Origin of the sequence: Mesorhizobium sp. M0296, assembly GCF_040321675.1 — a bacterium.
GTDB lineage: Bacteria > Pseudomonadota > Alphaproteobacteria > Rhizobiales > Rhizobiaceae > Mesorhizobium.
In genome coordinates, this window is the sequence record NZ_JAMYRZ010000030.1 from 39080 (window position 1) to 54631 (window position 15552).

Here is a 15552-nt window from a genome sequence, read left to right on the forward strand (position 1 = left end):
GTCGGATGAGCAGCCGATGCCGACGACCGCCATGGTGCTCGCCGCCGGGCTCGGCAAGCGCATGCGGCCGATCACCGACACCATGCCGAAGCCGCTGGTCAAGGTCGCCGGCAAGACATTGCTCGACTGGGGGCTGGACTGCCTAGCCGAAGCCGGCGTCGCCAAGGCCGTCGTCAACGTCCATTACCTCCCGCAACAGATCGTGGACCATGTAGCCCGCCGCAGTGCGCCGAGAATCGTCATCTCGGATGAGAGTAGGGGCTTGCTTGACTCCGCCGGTGGTATCGTCAAGGCATTGCCCAGGTTAGGGGCGCCCTTCTATGTGCTCAACGCCGACACCTTCTGGATCGACAGCGGCGTTTCCAATCTCAGGCGTCTTGCCCTTGCATGGGAGGGCGCGACAATGGACATTCTGCTGATGCTTGCGGATCTCCAGTCGGCAACCGGACATAGCGGCGGCACCGATTTCCTGGTGGCGCCGGACGGCGCCTTGCGGCGTGCGAACAACGATCCGGCCGGCCTGATTTATGCCGGCGCCGCAATCGTCCATCCGCGCATCTTCAAGGATGCGCCGGCCGGTCCACACTCTCTCAACGCCTATTTCGATGCGGCAATCGCCGCCGGCCGCCTGTTCGGCATGAAAATGCAGGGTCACTGGATTACTGTCGGCACACCTGACGCGATCCCGCGGGCGGAAGCAGCGGTCGCCGCCGCGCTTGCCGGCACGCCCAATGCTGTTGCTGAGGCACCCGGCGCTCTTACCGAGTCGAAATGAGCGGCTCCCGCCGCGTTTTCTCGATCCCGCCCGGAGCGCCGTTCCTGCCGACGCTGGCCGAGGCGCTGCTTGCGGGGCGCTTGGTTCCCGGCTTCGCCTATGACGGCGATCCGCTGGCGCTGGCCGATCTCACCATCTATGTGCCGACGCGCCGTGCGGCGCGGGCGCTTCGCGGCGTCTTCGTCGATGCTCTCTCGCGCTCGGGAAGCCGCTCGGCGATCCTGCCGGTCATCCGCCCGCTTGGTGAGTTCGATGAAGATGAAGCCGCCTTCGAGGCAGGAGCTTCGGCCGCCATCGACCTTGCGCCGCCGATCGCCGCGGTCGAGCGTCTTCTGCTGCTTGCGCCGCTGGTGCGGGCGTGGAAACGCCGCCTGCCGGCACATGTCGCGGCTTTGTTCGACGAGGAGATCGTCATACCGGCCTCCGCCGCCGACGCCATCTGGCTGGCGCGCGACCTTGCACGCCTGATGGATGAGATCGACACCGAAGGCACGGATTGGGCAAGGCTCGCCGAGCTTGTAACCGGCAATCTTGCAGGCTGGTGGCAGGTGACACTCGACTTCCTGACCATCGTGACGGAGAACTGGCCGAACCTGCTCGAGGAACGCCATCGTTCCAATCCGGCCGCGCATCGTAATGCCCTGATAAGGCTGGAGGCGGCGCGGCTGAAGCGTAATCCGCCAGCCGGACCGGTGATCGCCGCCGGTTCCACCGGCTCCATTCCCGCCACGGCCGAGCTGCTTGCCGTGATCGCCGGTCTGCCCAATGGCGCCGTTGTGCTGCCCGGGCTCGACCGGGCGTTGGACGAGCCGTCCTTTGCCGCGATCACCACACCGGGCGCGCGCCCAGCCGTGCTTGGCCACCCGCAATACGGCCTGGCAAAGTTGATCGGCAAGATCGGCGTGCCGCGCGCCGATGTCGAGGAGATTGCTGTTGCGCCGCGACCGCTTGCGCTGCGCGCCGCACTTGTCGGCGACGCGCTGCGCCCGGCGGAGACCACCGAGCTTTGGGCCGAGACGCGCGCCCGCTTTAGGGCCGGCGATATTGCCGAGGCCTTCGCCGATGTGACGCTTCTCGAAGCCGCCAGCGAACGCGACGAAGCCGTGGCGATCGCCGTCGCGCTCAAACAGGCCGTCGAACGGCCCGGCCAGCGCGCCGCACTCGTCACCGGCGACCGCGCTCTGGCGCGGCGCGTCTCAGTCGAGCTGCTGCGCTTCGGCGTTGCCGCCGACGATTCCGGCGGCACGCCGCTGATCAACACACCAGCCGCCAGCCTGCTCAGGCTGGCGCTTCAGGCAGCCTTCCGCCCGGGCGACCCCGTCGCCCTGCTGTCGCTGCTCAAGCATCCCCTGCTTGGCCTCGGCCTGGAGCGGGCAAGCGTGCGCTATGCGGCCGAAATCGTCGAACTCGTGGGGCTGCGCGGCGGCACAGGGCGTCCGGACGTGGCGTCGCTGCCGCAGCTCTTCGACACCCGGCTCCTCGAATTCGACGGCGGCGGCAATCGCCGCCCACCCTTCTGGTGGCCGCGGCTTTCGGTCAGGCGCATCGAACAGGCGCGCGACCTGCTGATCCGGCTAACGGCCGCGCTGGCGCCGCTGGTTGCTTTTCGCGGCGACGAGAATGCCGATCTTGCCACCCTTGTGCGCGCCAGCGTCGTTGCGCTCGAAAGTCTCGGCCGCGCCGCTGACGGCAGCCTGAGCGAACTCTATGCGGGCGATGCCGGCGAAAAGCTCGCCGAGCTCTTGCGCGGGCTGGTCGCGGCCTCGGTGTCGTTCTCCTTCGCCGCTGACGAATGGCCTGACGTGATGGAGGCGCTGATCGCGCCCGAGACGGTCAAGCCGGCGCAGGGCACCGACAGGAACATCGCAATCTGGGGTGTGCTGGAAGCGCGGCTTCAGGATGTCGACACGCTGGTCGTCGGCGGGCTCAACGAAGGCGTGTGGCCGCGCAAGCCGGAGAGCGACCGCTTCATGTCGCGGCTGATGAAGACCGGCATCGATCTTGAACCGCCCGAGCGGCGCATCGGCCTTGCCGCCCATGATTTCCAGATGGCCATGGGCGCCAAAAAAGTGGTGCTGGCTCGCTCCGGCCGCTCCGGCGACGCACCGTCGGTACCTTCGCGCTGGCTGCAGCGCATCCTTACATTCGTTGGCGAGGACCACGCTGCTGCACTTCGCCGGCGCGGCGATGAACTGCTTGCCTGGGCGCGTGTGCTCGATGCCGGCGAAAAGCAGGACTTTGCGCCGCGGCCGCAGCCGAAACCGCCGATCGCCGCACGGCCGCACCACTTCTCGGTCACCGAGATCGAAACGCTGCGTCGCGATCCCTATGCGGTCTATGCCAGAAGGATACTCGGCCTGATGCCGCTCGATCCGGTCATTCGCGATCCGGGCGCTGCCGAGCGTGGCACGCTGTTTCACGCCGTTCTGCACCTCTTCTCAGCGACGGTGGCCGACCCGTGCGCGCCGGAGGCGCTGGTCGGGCTCATCGCCGCAGGCCGCTCCTGCTTTGCAGGCGCGGCCCTGCCCGCCGATGTCGAGGCGGTGTGGTGGCCACGCTTCGAAAAGCTTGCCGCCGGCATCATCGAATGGGAGCGCGGCCGGGCCGCAGCCGTGGCACGGCGGCACGCCGAGGAACGCGCCGAAAAGACCGGTGTCGGCCGATCCGGTGTGACCCTGTCCGGCTATGCCGATCGCATCGATCTGCTGGCCGGCGGCATGGCCGACATCCTCGATTACAAGACCGGCTCCTCGCCATCCAAAGCACAGGCGCACACGCTGCTCGCGCCGCAACTGGCACTGGAGGGCGCGCTGCTCAGGCGCGGCGCTTTCAAGGAGCTTGGCGCTTGCGAGCCGTCGCAACTGGCCTTCGTGCGGCTGAGGCCGAATGGCGAAGTGTTCGAGGAATCCATCCTCGAATACAACCGCAAGCCGCGAACCGCCGCCGATCTCGCCGAAGAAGCGTGGGCGCGGCTGGAAAAACTGCTGATCCACTACGCCGACCCGGCGACCGGCTATCTGTCGCGGGCGCTGCCGTTCCGCGAGGGCGAGACCGACGGCGACTACGACCATCTCGCCCGCGTGCTCGAATGGTCCGCCGGCGGCGACGCCGATGACGAGGGAGGGGAGGCATGAAAAAGGCCTATCCCATTCCAAGCGACACTGCCGCCAGTCAGGCAAGCGCCTCCGATCCGCGCAATTCCGCATGGGTGTCGGCCAATGCCGGATCCGGCAAGACCCATGTACTCGCCCAGCGCGTTATCCGGCTGTTGCTGCGCGGCACCGATCCGTCCAAGATCCTGTGCCTGACCTATACGCGTGCCGCCGCCGCCAACATGTCGAACCGGGTGTTTTCGACCCTGTCGCAATGGACGGCCCTGGGCGATGCCGAGCTCTCGACACGGATAGAGGCGCTGGACGGCCGCCAGCCCGACCGCGAAACCATGCGCCGGGCGCGGCGGTTGTTTGCCGAGGCGCTGGAAACACCCGGCGGGCTGAAGATCCAGACCATCCACGCCTTCTGCGAATCGGTGCTGCATCAGTTCCCGCTGGAAGCCAATATCCCTGCGCATTTCGAAATGCTCGATCCGCAAATGGAGGCTTCGCTGTTTGCCGCCGCCCGCCGCGACATGATTTCGGGCGGCGTTGCAGGCGATGCGGCATTGTCCGAGGCCTTCGCCACCGTGCTGGAGCGCGGCGGCGAGCATGGGCTCGACGCACTGCTGGCCGAGATCGTGCGCAAGCGCGATGGTTTGCGTGCGTTCATCGCCGCGGCCGGCGGCGATGGGTTTCAGGCGCTGTTCGACGAGTTCCATTTCCGCGCCGGCCAGACGGCCGAAGGTATAGCCGCCTCGGTCTGGCCGCTGCCCGGCTTCCTGCCGGATTATCTCGTCACCTTTTCACGGGCGGCCGAGGCCGCCGATGCGCGCATCGTGCTGAACAATCTCTTACCCTACGCCCGCCTTGCCTTTGCCGAGGAGGATCCGGTACGTCGCCTGAATTTGATCTCCAAGGCTTTCCTGAGGGCCGACGGCGAGCCTTACTATCCGGCAAAGACATTTAAAAGGGCATTGCTTGACCGGCTGCCCGATCTTGCCGAACGTTATCTGGCGGCGGTCGACGCCCTTCTCGAAATCTCCGACCGGCTGGCCTTGTTCAGGATGCTGGAAGGCACGCGTGCGGCGCTGACCATCGCCGACTGGCTGATCGCCCGTTACGAGCAATTGAAGCGCGCCCGCGGCTTCCTCGACTTCAACGACCTGATCACCAGTACGGTCAACCTTTTGGCACGGCCCGATGCCGGCCCTTGGGTGCAGTACAAGCTCGACCAGGGCATCGACCACATCCTGCTCGACGAGGCGCAGGACACCAGTCCCGACCAGTGGGAGGTGGTCAAGCGGCTGGCAGAGGAGTTCTTTGCCGGGCTCGGCGCACGCGATGCGGTCCACCGCACCATCTTTGCTGTCGGCGACGAAAAGCAGTCGATCTATTCCTTCCAGGGAGCCGCCCCGGATTCCTTTGCCGACAGCCGGCTTTTGTTTGCCGGCAAAGTTAGATCCGCCGCCGCCGCCTTCGCCGATCTCAAGCTGACCTGGTCGTTCCGCTCGACCGAAGATGTTCTTGCCGCCGTCGACCGGGTCTTTGCCGACCCGAACGTGCGGCGCGGCATCAGCCACGATCCTGATCCGCTCGACCACAAGGCGATCCGCACCGATGCGCCGGGTCATGTCGAGGTCTGGCCGTCGATCGGCGCCGACGTCGTCGACGAACCAGACGATTGGACGCAAGCGGTCGACCATGCCCACGCGCCGGCAGTCCGCGTCGCTGAAAACGTCGCCGCAACGATTGCCGGCTGGATCGGCAACGGTGAGGTCATCGAAGGCCGCGGCAAGAAACTCCGCCCCGGCGACGTGCTGGTGCTGGTGCGCAAGCGCGATCGCTTCGTCCATGCGCTGACGCGGGCGCTGAAGCGCCGCGACATTCCGGTGGCCGGCGCCGACCGGCTCAGCCTGCCCGGCCACGTCGCGGTGAAAGACCTGATCGCACTTGGCCATTTTCTCATCCAGCCCGAGGACGATCTGTCGCTGGCCGCCGTGCTGCGCAGCCCGATCTTCGATGTTTCGGAAGAGCAGCTTTTCGCGCTTGCTGCCGAGAGGCCGTCGGGCGTCTCGCTGATCGCCTCGCTGCGCCGGCATGCCGGCGAAAGCGAGGCGTTGGCCGCCGTCGTCAGCCGGCTCGACAAATGGTCGAACGAGGCCGCATTCAAGCCGGTGTTCGAATTCTATGCCGCAGCTCTCGCCCGCGACGGCCTGCGCAAGAAGATGATTGGGCGGCTCGGTCCGGAAGCCGGCGATATCCTCGACGAATTCCTGAATTTCTGCCTGGCCGAGGAGCGAACCGGCCTGCCAGGGCTGGAATCCTTCCTGTCGACGCTGGAAAACGCCGGCCCCGAGATCAAGCGCGAAATGGACCAGACCCGCGACGAGGTTCGCGTCATGACCGTGCATGCCGCCAAAGGCCTGGAAGCGCCGGTGGTATTCCTTGTCGATGGCGGCTCCGCGCCGTTCAGCGACCAGCATCTGCCGAGATTGATGCCGTTCGAAGGCTCGGGCGACTGCTGGGAGGGCAAGGGCTATCTCTGGCGTTCGGCCAGCGATGTCGCCAATGGGTTTTCACGCTCCGCATCGGCCCGCGCCCGCGAGCTCGCCGACGACGAATACCGCCGGCTGCTCTATGTCGGCATGACCCGCGCCGAGGATCGGCTGATCGTCTGCGGCTACCATGGCAAGCGGGCGCCGAATACCGGCACCTGGCATTCGATCGTCAGCCGCGCACTGGTCGGTGCCGCGGAGAGCGAAGAACGCCGGCATCCCGCCACTGGCGAGACCGTGCATCGTTTCCAGGTGACGAAACTGCCGCCCATGCCACTGGCGGCAGTGAATGAGGCACGACAGGCGGAACGCTTTGCACCACTGCCTGAAACCCTGTTCCGGCCTCTGCCGCCCTTCGAGGAATTGCCGCGGCCGCTCTCACCGTCCGGCGCCTCGGTGCTGATCGATGAGGCGCGGCAAGCGGTGGCCGACACGCGTTCGCCGGTACTGGATGCCGACGCCGAGCCCGGCTTTGCCGTCATGCGCGGGCTGGCGCTGCACAAATTGCTGCAGATGCTGCCCGGCATCGCCGAGGGAAAACGCCGGGATGCCGCCGAACGCTATCTGGCAAGAGCCGGCGCGGAATGGCCCGACGACGAGCACGACAAGGCCGTGGCTGGCGTTTTCAGAATTCTTGCCGACAGCCGCTTCGCGCCGCTGTTTGCGCCAAACTCGCGCGCCGAAGTCGCCATCATGGGCAGCCTGGAGGTATGGGGCAAACTGCGCTCGATTTCCGGCAAGATCGACCGGTTGGCAGCAACGCCGGACAAGGTTTCGATCGTCGACTACAAGACCAATCGGCCAGCGCCAGCTACGCTCGCCGAAGTGCCGCAAGCCTATGTTCTGCAACTCGCACTTTATCGCGCGCTGCTTCAGCCGCTCTATCCGGGACGCGAGGTCTCGGCGGCGCTGCTGTTCACCGAGGTGCCGCGGCTGATCGAGCTGCCGGCGGCGGCCATGGACGATGCGCTTGCTAGACTCACGGGAGCGTGACACAACACTTGCTTGAAGACGGACGCGATCACCACCACATTTGGTGCGACGAACAAATCGAAAGGATCTCAGCATGGCCACCGTCAAGGTCGACAAGAGCAATTTCCAGGCCGACGTGCTCAACGCCAAGGAGCCGGTCGTGGTCGATTTCTGGGCGGAATGGTGCGGCCCGTGCAAGATGATCGCCCCGGCGCTCGAGGACATCGCCATCGAACTCGGCAGCAAGATAAAGATCGCCAAGCTCAACATAGACGAGAATCCTGAGCTGGCCGCGCAGTTCGGCGTACGCTCGATCCCGACGCTGATGATTTTCAAGGGCGGTGAAGTCGCCGACATGAAGGTCGGTGCTGCGCCGAAAACGGCATTGTCGCACTGGATCAACGGCAGCCTCGCCTGATCCGATCAAAATTTTGCAGAAAAGCCCGGCCTCGCGCCGGGCCTTCTTTTGCTGGCGTCATTGGTGGGCCGCTCTGGCACTCGCGGCTTGCCGCCCGGTATTCTTCTCTTCTGAATTCAAAGGAGAAGCGATATGACCGGATCCGCCAAGGCCACCGTCTTCATCGACAATGAGCGCGTCATCGTCACCGAATACCGCTTCGCCCCGGGAGACAACACCGGCTGGCATCGCCATGGCCACGACTATGTGATCGTGCCGTTGACCGACGGCAAGGTGAAGCTCCTGACCAAGGATGGCGAATCCTTTGCCGAGATGAAGAAGGGCACGCCGTATTTCCGCAACGAGGGCGTCGAACATGACGTCATCAGCGCAAACGATGGCGAATTCGCCTTCATCGAGGTCGAGCTGAGGTAGTCCACCTACCATCGGCTGCGCCGCTACAATTGTCCCGGCGAGGCGCGATCACCAATCCGCGATACGATCGCCACCGACGAATTGTGCGCTTTTCTCAGTATATTCAAACAGTTCGATCTTCACGCCGTTGGGGTCGCGGATCCAAGCCTGGTAGGTGTCATCGCACGCGCGTTTCTTTGAAGTGACATCAACGCCCTTTGACCTCAGATGGGCGATCGCGGCGTCGATGTTTTCCACTTCGAGGCAGAAGTGGTTGATCTGGTTCAAGTCGCCATAGCTGGCGCCGTCTTTCTGGAACACCTCGACATGGCTACGGCTGCCGCAATTGAGGTAGAAGCCGAAAATCTTCCCGTCGCGCAGGAAATTGAACTGGGTGTCCATGCCGAGGACGTCCCGATAGAAGCTTCGCGTCATCTCCAGGTCATTCGCGAAAATGCAAACGTGAGCGAGCTGCTTTACCTTGATCATGATTGGCTCCTCGCGGTGGTCTGATAAATGTGGCGTCACCGTGGCCCGGCTGAAGCACGCCTCAAACCGGCGGCGTGCCGTTTTCGGCCAATACCGCGCCGGCCAGGTAAAGTGACCCGCCAATCAGGATGCGCGGCGGCGGTCCGTCCCATGTGTCGCGCAGCAGCATCAGTGCGTTTGCAACGGAACTAACCGGTTCGGCCGACAAGCCTGCCTCAATGGCGCGGGTCGCCAGTTCGTCGTTCGGCACGCCGGCGTCGCTCAGGCTCACCGGCACGGTGTAGACGTGCCGCACCAGCCCTTTGAAGGCGCGGAAATAGCCGCTTTGGTCCTTGGTGTTGATCATGCCCGAGATCAGGAACAGCGGACGCGGGTTCTTTTCCTCCTGCTCGGCCAGGGCCTCGGCGACGACCACGCCGGCGCCGGGATTATGGCCGCCGTCGAGCCAGATGTCGGCGCCCTTCGGCGCCAGTTCGCTCAGCCGGCCTTGTGGCAGCTTTTGCATGCGGCCCGGCCAGGCGACGTTCGCCATCGCCTTCTCGGCAGCGCGGTGGCTGATCTCGAAGCCGGCCGCCTTGACCGCCGCGATCGCCGCCGCCGCATTGGCGAATTGATGGCGCCCCGGCAGGCGCGGCGGCGGCAGGTCCATCAATCCGTCTTCGTCCTGATAGACCATGCGGCCGTTTTCCTCATAGGCAAGGAAATCCTGGCCATAGACGAAGGCGGGGCAGTCGAGCCGCTCGGCGGTTTCGATGAGCACCTGCTGGGCCGTCTCGCTTTCCTGCGCGCCGATGACGACCGGGCATCCGCGCTTGATGATGCCGGCCTTCTCGGCGGCGATCAGCTCGACGCGGTCGCCGAGATAGGCTTCGTGGTCGAGCGACACCGGCATGATCACCGACACGGCCGGCTCGGCGATGACATTGGTGGCGTCGAAGCGGCCGCCAAGGCCAACCTCGAGGATGACGGCATCGGCCGGATGTTCGGAAAACAGCAGGAAGGTGACGGCGGTGAGGATTTCGAAGACGGTGATCTTCTGGCCTTGATTGGCTTTGGCGACGCGGGCGATGGCTTCGGCGAAGACCTTGTCGTCCACCAGCCTGCCGCCGCCATCTGCGGCCAGCCGGTAGCGCTCGTGCCAGTTCACCAGATGTGGCGAGGTGTGGACGTGGACGCGGTAGCCGGCGGCTTCGAGCAGCGCCCGTGAAAAAGCAGCACAGGAGCCCTTGCCGTTGGTGCCGGCGATGTGGATGACCGGCGGCAGCTGGTCCTGCGGATTGCCGAGCCGCTCGAGCAGCCGCGAAATGCAGTCGAGCGAAAGGTCGAAGCCCTTCGGGTGAAGCGCCATCAGGCTTTCGATTTCGCGGTCGGCGGCAAGCGTGGTCATGAAGGAATCCTACGCGCGCGCACAACGGCACACAACAGCCGCTCGCGCCGCGTGATGTCGCGTCAGGCTTGCGGCCGGGCTTCGGCCGGTATCGCCACCGGCGGCAGGATTTCCGGCTCCCGCGGGTTTTGCTCTTCCGGCAGCTTGAGCAGCATTCTCAGCAGCCGCGCAACCGTCTGGCGCATCTCCAGCCGCGACACCACCATGTCGACCATGCCGTGTTCCATCAGATATTCGGCGCGCTGGAAGCCGTCGGGCAGCTTTTCGCGGATGGTCTGCTCGATGACGCGCGGTCCGGCAAAGCCGATCAGGGCGCCGGGCTCGGCAATATGCACGTCGCCCAGCATGGCGTAGGAGGCGGTGACGCCGCCGGTTGTCGGGTTGGTCAGGACGACGATATAGGGGAGGCTGGCCTCCTTCAGCCTGTCAACGCCGATCGTGGTCCGTGGCAGCTGCATCAGCGACAGGATGCCTTCCTGCATTCGGGCGCCGCCGGAGGCCGCAAACAGGATCAGCGGCCGCTTGCGCTGCAAGGCGACCTCGAAACCATGCACGATGGCGTCGCCGGCCGCCATGCCGAGCGAGCCGCCCATGAAGGCAAAATCCTGCACCGTCACCACCACCGGCAGGCCTTCGACCGTACCCAGCGCATTGATGATGGCATCTTCCAGGCCGGTCTTGGCCTTGGCATCCTTCAGCCGGTCCACATAGCGCTTCTCGTCGCGGAACTTCAGTGGATCCTGCACCACCTTGGGGTTTTCCAGTGTCTCGTATTTGCCGTCGTCGAGGAAGAATTTCAGCCGTTCCTTGGCCGAGATCTTCATGTGGTGGCCGGAGGACGGGATGACGAACTGGTTCTGCTCCAGATCCTTGTGGAACACCATTTCGCCGGTCTCGGGATCCTTGATCCACAGGTTTTCCGGCATGTCGGTGCGGCGGCCGAGCATCGAATTGATCTTCGGACGGACGTAATTGGTGATCCAGTTCATCGCTTCGGCTCCTGTCCCTTAAGAAGACGTAGGAAGATTATTCGGCCGCAGCAAGGCGAGCCGCGCGAACCCCTTGCGAAAGCCCGCCGACCAGCGTGGCGACGGCCTCGGCCGGATCGGCGGTCTTTTCGCCCTTCGGCCCGAGCACGTTGGCGACGGCATTGACAATCGCGGTGCCGACAACGACGCCGTCGGCCGACGCGCCGATGGTGCGCGCCTGCTCTGCGGTCTTGACGCCGAAGCCGACGCAGACCGGCAGGTCGGTATGGCTCTTGATGCGCTTAACCGCTGCCGCCACCTTGCCGGTGTCGGCCAGCGCCGAACCGGTGATACCGGTCATCGACACATAATAGACGAAGCCGGAGGTGTTCTGCAGCACCTTGGGCAGGCGCTTGTCGTCGGTGGTCGGCGTCGCCAGCCGGATGAAATTGATGCCGGCCTTGAGTGCCGGGATACAAAGTTCCTCGTCCATCTCAGGCGGCAGGTCGACGACGATCAGCCCGTCTATACCGCTGGCCAGCGCATCGCTCAGGAAGCGCTCGACGCCGTAGATGTAGATCGGATTGTAATAGCCCATCAAGACGATCGGCGTTTCACTGTCGCCGGCGCGGAATTCCGAGGCCATCTTCAGCGTCTTGACCAAGGTCTGGCCGCCCTTCAGCGCCCGCAGGCCGGCCGCCTGGATCGCCGGGCCGTCGGCCATCGGATCGGAAAACGGCATGCCTAACTCGATGATGTCGCTGCCGGCGCCGGGCAGCGCCTTCATGATCGACAGGGACGTGTCGTAGTCCGGATCGCCGCCCATGAAATAGGTGACGAGTGCCGGTCGCCCCTCGGCCTTCAGCTTTGCCATGCGGCGGTCGATACGGGTGGCCATGATCAGATCTCCATGCCCAGCATATTGGCCACCGTATGCACGTCCTTGTCGCCGCGGCCCGACAGGTTGACGATGACGATCTGGTCCTTGTCCATATCAGGCACGATCTTCACCGCCTGTGCGATGGCATGGGCCGATTCCAGCGCCGGAATGATGCCCTCGACGCGTGTCGTCAGCTGGAACGCCTCCAGCGCCTCGTCGTCGAGGATCGGCACATAGTCGACGCGGCCGGAATCGCGCAGCCATGAGTGCTCCGGCCCAACGCCGGGATAGTCGAGGCCGGCCGAGATCGAGTGGCCGTCCATGATCTGGCCGTCGGCGTTCTGCAGGAGGTAGGTACGGTTGCCATGCAGCACGCCGGGCGCGCCGGCACTCATCGAGGCGCAATGCTCGATGCCGTCGAGCCCGCGGCCGCCGGCTTCGACGCCGATGATGCGGACCTGCCTGTCATCGAGGAAGGGATGGAACAGGCCGATAGCGTTGGAACCGCCGCCGACACAAGCGATGATGGTGTCCGGCAGCCGGCCTTCCTGCTCGAGGATCTGGGCGCGCGCCTCGGTGCCGATCACCGACTGGAAGTCGCGCACCAGCTCCGGATAGGGATGCGGGCCGGCGGCGGTGCCGATCAGGTAATAGGTATCCTCGACATTGGTCACCCAGTCGCGCAGGGCCTCGTTCATGGCATCCTTCAGCGTGCCGTGGCCGGCCGTCACCGGCCGCACCTCGGCGCCCAGAAGCTTCATGCGAAAGACGTTGGGGCTTTGCCGGGCGACATCGGTCGCGCCCATATAGACGATACAAGGAAGCCCGAAGCGCGCCGCCACCGTAGCGGAAGCGACGCCATGCTGGCCGGCGCCGGTCTCTGCGATGATCCGCGTCTTGCCCATGCGCTTGGCGAGCAGGATCTGGCCGAGGCAGTTGTTGATCTTGTGCGAGCCGGTGTGGTTCAGGTCCTCGCGCTTGAAATAGACCTTTGCGCCGCCGCCGAGGCCCTTCGCCGAGGACACCTCACGAAGATGCCTGGTCAGGCCTTCGGCGAAATAGAGCTTCGACGGCCGCCCGGCGTAATGCGTCGAGAGATCGGTCAGTTCGGCCTTGAAATCCGGGTCGTTCTTGACCTCGTTCCAGTGCCGCTCCAGCTCAAGGATCAGCGGCATCAGCGTTTCGGCAACGAAACGACCGCCAAAAATGCCGAACATGCCCTGCTCGTCGGGGCCGGTGCGGAAGGAATTCGGTATCGCCGGCTTGTCCATCGCCGATCTCCTGGTCTGTGGTTTGAAGCGCGGTCAGGCGGCGCGGTTGTCGCGTGCTGCCCCGACGGCCCGGAAAAACTGTTCGATCAGCGCCGGTTCCTTGATGCCCGGCGCGCTCTCCACGCCCGAGGAAACATCTATTCCGGGCGGGTTCGCCAGCCGAAGGGCGTCGCCGATATTGCCGGCATTGAGCCCTCCGGAAAGCATGTAATCGACGCCGGCGTCAAGGCCGGCCAGAACGCGCCAGTCGAAGGCAAGGCCGTTGCCGCCCGGCAATTCCGAACCCTTAGGCGGCTTGGCATCGAACAGGAAGCGGTCGGCAATGCCGATGAAGGGTTTGACCCGCCCGAGATCGGCGGCCTCGCTGACCGGCAGCGCCTTCATCACCGGCAAGCCGTAGCGGGCCTTCACCTCGGCCACCCGCTCGGGGGGCTCGGCGCCGTGAAGCTGCAGCATGTCGGGCTGCATCTTTTCGACGATCTCGTCCAGGAACGCATCGCTGGCGTCGACCGTCACGGCAACCGCCTTGGCCTTGCCGCGCGCTGCTTCGCGCAGGCGGCCGGCTTCCGCCGGCTCGACATAGCGCGGGCTTTTGGCAAAGAAAATGAAGCCGACATGGCTGGCGCCGCCGGCCAATGCCGCAGCCAGTGCCTTGTCGGTCTTCAACCCGCATATCTTGATGTCGAGCGCCATGGCGCGGGATTGGCACGAAACGGCCAAAGAGTCGAGAAAAAGCGTCCTGTTTGCCGCCAGCGCGGAACGCGCTACCTTGCTAAGTAAGAGCGCAACGCGCTGCCTTGCTAATATAAGAGCGCAACGCTACTTGCTCAGGCACAGAGGCGGGAGAACAAAGATCATGCCGGAAAAGACCGTCGCGGAACTCAGGCAAAAGCTGGCGCAGGCCCATGAGGTCATCGCTCATTTGATGGACAAGGCAGCCTTCAATGGCGCCGAGGCGCACCGGGCGCTGGCTTATTTCAGCAACGATGGCTTCGAGAAGGATTTCTTGCCCTGGCCGCGCCATGTCGATGAGGGGTTGCGGCCGGAGGAGTTGAACGCGGCGAATGACGATTGAGCAATTAAGCCCTGATCAAAAGCGCACTCTGTCAATGGAGTGTTCCTCCTCTCAACGCGCGACTTAGGTTGTTCATGGCCTCCAACGGAAAGTCATGTTTGCGCCAGTTTTCCTTATAACCTTCGAGGCCATGTGTGTTCAAAACCTCACGCGCGGCACTGAGAACTGCTTCTGCGAACTCTCGCAACCCGCATGTGGCTTCAAGTTTCACCTCGCCGAAGTCGTCTGGCTCGTCAGACCAAATTTCTGAAAATTCCAGTATCTGCACTCTGACAAAAGCGCCTTCCGGCACCAGTACGAAGCGATACTCACCGGGTTCATCACAGAAGCGTGCGACCGAATACCTGGTGCCTTTCAGCGCGTTCAGCGTAGCGCCAAGCAGCTCGTTGAGGGCATCGCCCAGATAAGACGCCGACACGGTCGCCTGAAGGTCCCCAACCGTGACATCGCACATCGCCCAGCCCGCTCCAATCAGCCGGTATTCGATCCGCGCAGGCATCAATCACTCGAACGCGATCGCCTGCAGCGCGCCGCCATTGCGCTTGAGCCAATCCTTGCAGCGCTCGGTATCCGGGCAAAGCTGCTCGCATAGTTTCCAGAATTTCGGGCCGTGGTTCATCTCCTTGAGATGCGCCACCTCATGCGCGACGAGGTAGTTTATCACCGGCCGCGGCGCCATCATGATGCGCCAGGAAAACGACAGATTGCCATCCGACGTGCACGATCCCCAGCGGCTCGACGTATCCTTGAAGCGGATCGCCTTGGCGCGCTTGCCGACCGCCGCACTGTGTTTGGTCACCAGCGCTTCGATCTCGCGCTTGGCTTCGCGCTTCAGGAAATCGGCGATGCGGCGCGGCAGATGCACGCGTTCGCCATGCACGATCATCAGCGGCCCGCGATCGTCGCGCGACAGCGTGACGGTTCCGCGTTTCGACGGTTCATGGACGATGCGATGCGGCACGCCGCGCACCGGTACCTTGATGCCGGGCCGCACTTGCGGCCGGTTGGGTACCTTGGCCAGCCTTTGCTCCAGCCAGTCCTGATGGCGGTCGAGGAATTTTTCCACCTCGCCGCGGCGCAGCCCCGGCGGCACGGTGATGCGCAGACCACGGCCGCCGGAATCGATGCGCAGCGTCAGGCGCCGCGCCCGGTCGTTCTCGACGATCTTGAGCGGCAGCGTGCGGCCGGCAACGCAATGCTCGCGCTCCACGACGGGCGTGGGCTTGGGTTTCGTCGGGGTGCGGAAGAAGCCGAAGGACATTCCGGGACGATAC

14 protein-coding genes are annotated in these 15552 nt (G+C 64.6%); 6 read left to right on the top strand and 8 right to left on the bottom strand.

From position 1 onward, the window contains the following. Positions 1–16 precede the first annotated feature (16 nt). The 5 genes from NKI97_RS24890 to NKI97_RS24910 all read left to right on the top strand — a co-directional run bounded on the left by NKI97_RS24890 (position 17) and on the right by NKI97_RS24910 (position 8229). Positions 17–775 carry a nucleotidyltransferase family protein gene (locus NKI97_RS24890; protein ID WP_352837085.1) on the top strand — a complete coding sequence of 253 codons (759 nt, stop codon included), beginning with the start codon at positions 17–19 and terminating at the stop codon, positions 773–775. After that, positions 772–3909: a double-strand break repair protein AddB gene (addB, locus tag NKI97_RS24895; RefSeq protein ID WP_352451648.1), complete on the top strand. Its 3138-nt coding sequence runs from the start codon at positions 772–774 to the stop codon at positions 3907–3909. Before NKI97_RS24890 ends, addB begins: the two co-directional genes overlap by 4 nt. Beyond that, positions 3906–7418, top strand: a complete 3513-nt coding sequence (gene addA / locus NKI97_RS24900) for a double-strand break repair helicase AddA (protein WP_352837088.1) — start codon at positions 3906–3908, stop codon at positions 7416–7418. The genes addB and addA overlap by 4 nt, the downstream gene beginning before the upstream one ends. A 73-nt stretch (positions 7419–7491) precedes the next feature. Beyond that, the gene (gene trxA, locus NKI97_RS24905; RefSeq protein ID WP_023677558.1) at positions 7492–7815 is read left to right on the top strand and encodes a thioredoxin; all 324 of its coding nucleotides are present in this window, start codon (positions 7492–7494) and stop codon (positions 7813–7815) included. Positions 7816–7947: 132 nt separating this feature from the next. After that, positions 7948–8229: a cupin domain-containing protein gene (locus tag NKI97_RS24910; RefSeq protein WP_352454802.1), complete on the top strand. Its 282-nt coding sequence runs from the start codon at positions 7948–7950 to the stop codon at positions 8227–8229. 48 nt (positions 8230–8277) lie between these two features. On the opposite strand, the gene NKI97_RS24915 is transcribed toward NKI97_RS24910, so the two are convergent. The 6 genes from NKI97_RS24915 to NKI97_RS24940 form a co-directional block, all read right to left on the bottom strand. Further along, positions 8278–8697: a VOC family protein gene (locus NKI97_RS24915; RefSeq protein WP_352454801.1), complete on the bottom strand. Its 420-nt coding sequence runs from the start codon at positions 8695–8697 to the stop codon at positions 8278–8280. Positions 8698–8758: 61 nt separating this feature from the next. Beyond that, the gene (locus NKI97_RS24920) at positions 8759–10084 is read right to left on the bottom strand and encodes a bifunctional folylpolyglutamate synthase/dihydrofolate synthase (RefSeq protein WP_352837091.1); all 1326 of its coding nucleotides are present in this window, start codon (positions 10082–10084) and stop codon (positions 8759–8761) included. Positions 10085–10146: 62 nt separating this feature from the next. After that, on the bottom strand, positions 10147–11073 hold the full coding sequence (gene accD, locus NKI97_RS24925; protein WP_352454799.1) for an acetyl-CoA carboxylase, carboxyltransferase subunit beta: 927 nt from the start codon (positions 11071–11073) through the stop codon (positions 10147–10149). Between the two features lie 37 nt (positions 11074–11110). Continuing rightward, positions 11111–11950, bottom strand: coding sequence for a tryptophan synthase subunit alpha (gene trpA / locus NKI97_RS24930; protein ID WP_352837094.1), 840 nt, complete (start codon positions 11948–11950; stop codon positions 11111–11113). A gap of 2 nt (positions 11951–11952) precedes the next feature. After that, the gene (gene trpB, locus NKI97_RS24935) at positions 11953–13203 is read right to left on the bottom strand and encodes a tryptophan synthase subunit beta (RefSeq protein ID WP_352743912.1); all 1251 of its coding nucleotides are present in this window, start codon (positions 13201–13203) and stop codon (positions 11953–11955) included. Positions 13204–13236: 33 nt separating this feature from the next. Beyond that, entirely contained in the window at positions 13237–13896 is a 660-nt protein-coding gene (locus NKI97_RS24940) for a phosphoribosylanthranilate isomerase (protein ID WP_352743910.1), read from the bottom strand. Positions 13897–14059: 163 nt separating this feature from the next. Here NKI97_RS24940 and NKI97_RS24945 point away from each other — a divergent pair, with 163 nt between their 5' ends. Beyond that, positions 14060–14278, top strand: coding sequence for a hypothetical protein (locus NKI97_RS24945; protein WP_023718294.1), 219 nt, complete (start codon positions 14060–14062; stop codon positions 14276–14278). Between the two features lie 31 nt (positions 14279–14309). Here the strand turns inward: NKI97_RS24945 and NKI97_RS24950 are convergent, their stop codons facing one another. Next, complete coding sequence (locus NKI97_RS24950) at positions 14310–14777, bottom strand: hypothetical protein (protein ID WP_352743906.1); 468 nt, start codon at positions 14775–14777, stop codon at positions 14310–14312. A 3-nt stretch (positions 14778–14780) separates the two neighbouring features. Continuing rightward, positions 14781–15539 (bottom strand): M48 family metallopeptidase, encoded by a 759-nt coding sequence (locus NKI97_RS24955; RefSeq protein WP_352454795.1) that lies wholly within the window; start codon positions 15537–15539, stop codon positions 14781–14783. Positions 15540–15552: the final 13 nt, after the last annotated feature.

Bases quoted from the DNA above. Each gene is read 5' to 3' on its own strand.
- trxA (WP_023677558.1), top strand. From the start codon at position 7,492: ATGGCCACCGTCAAGGTCGACAAGAGCAATTTCCAGGCCGACGTGCTC.
- NKI97_RS24950 (WP_352743906.1), bottom strand. From the start codon at position 14,777: ATGCCTGCGCGGATCGAATACCGGCTGATTGGAGCGGGCTGGGCGATG.
- NKI97_RS24890 (WP_352837085.1), top strand. From the start codon at position 17: ATGCCGACGACCGCCATGGTGCTCGCCGCCGGGCTCGGCAAGCGCATG.
- NKI97_RS24920 (WP_352837091.1), bottom strand. From the start codon at position 10,084: ATGACCACGCTTGCCGCCGACCGCGAAATCGAAAGCCTGATGGCGCTT.
- trpB (WP_352743912.1), bottom strand. From the start codon at position 13,203: ATGGACAAGCCGGCGATACCGAATTCCTTCCGCACCGGCCCCGACGAG.
- accD (WP_352454799.1), bottom strand. From the start codon at position 11,073: ATGAACTGGATCACCAATTACGTCCGTCCGAAGATCAATTCGATGCTC.
- NKI97_RS24940 (WP_352743910.1), bottom strand. From the start codon at position 13,896: ATGGCGCTCGACATCAAGATATGCGGGTTGAAGACCGACAAGGCACTG.
- NKI97_RS24945 (WP_023718294.1), top strand. From the start codon at position 14,060: ATGCCGGAAAAGACCGTCGCGGAACTCAGGCAAAAGCTGGCGCAGGCC.
- trpA (WP_352837094.1), bottom strand. From the start codon at position 11,950: ATGGCCACCCGTATCGACCGCCGCATGGCAAAGCTGAAGGCCGAGGGG.
- addA (WP_352837088.1), top strand. From the start codon at position 3,906: ATGAAAAAGGCCTATCCCATTCCAAGCGACACTGCCGCCAGTCAGGCA.
- NKI97_RS24910 (WP_352454802.1), top strand. From the start codon at position 7,948: ATGACCGGATCCGCCAAGGCCACCGTCTTCATCGACAATGAGCGCGTC.
- NKI97_RS24915 (WP_352454801.1), bottom strand. From the start codon at position 8,697: ATGATCAAGGTAAAGCAGCTCGCTCACGTTTGCATTTTCGCGAATGAC.
- addB (WP_352451648.1), top strand. From the start codon at position 772: ATGAGCGGCTCCCGCCGCGTTTTCTCGATCCCGCCCGGAGCGCCGTTC.
- NKI97_RS24955 (WP_352454795.1), bottom strand. From the start codon at position 15,539: ATGTCCTTCGGCTTCTTCCGCACCCCGACGAAACCCAAGCCCACGCCC.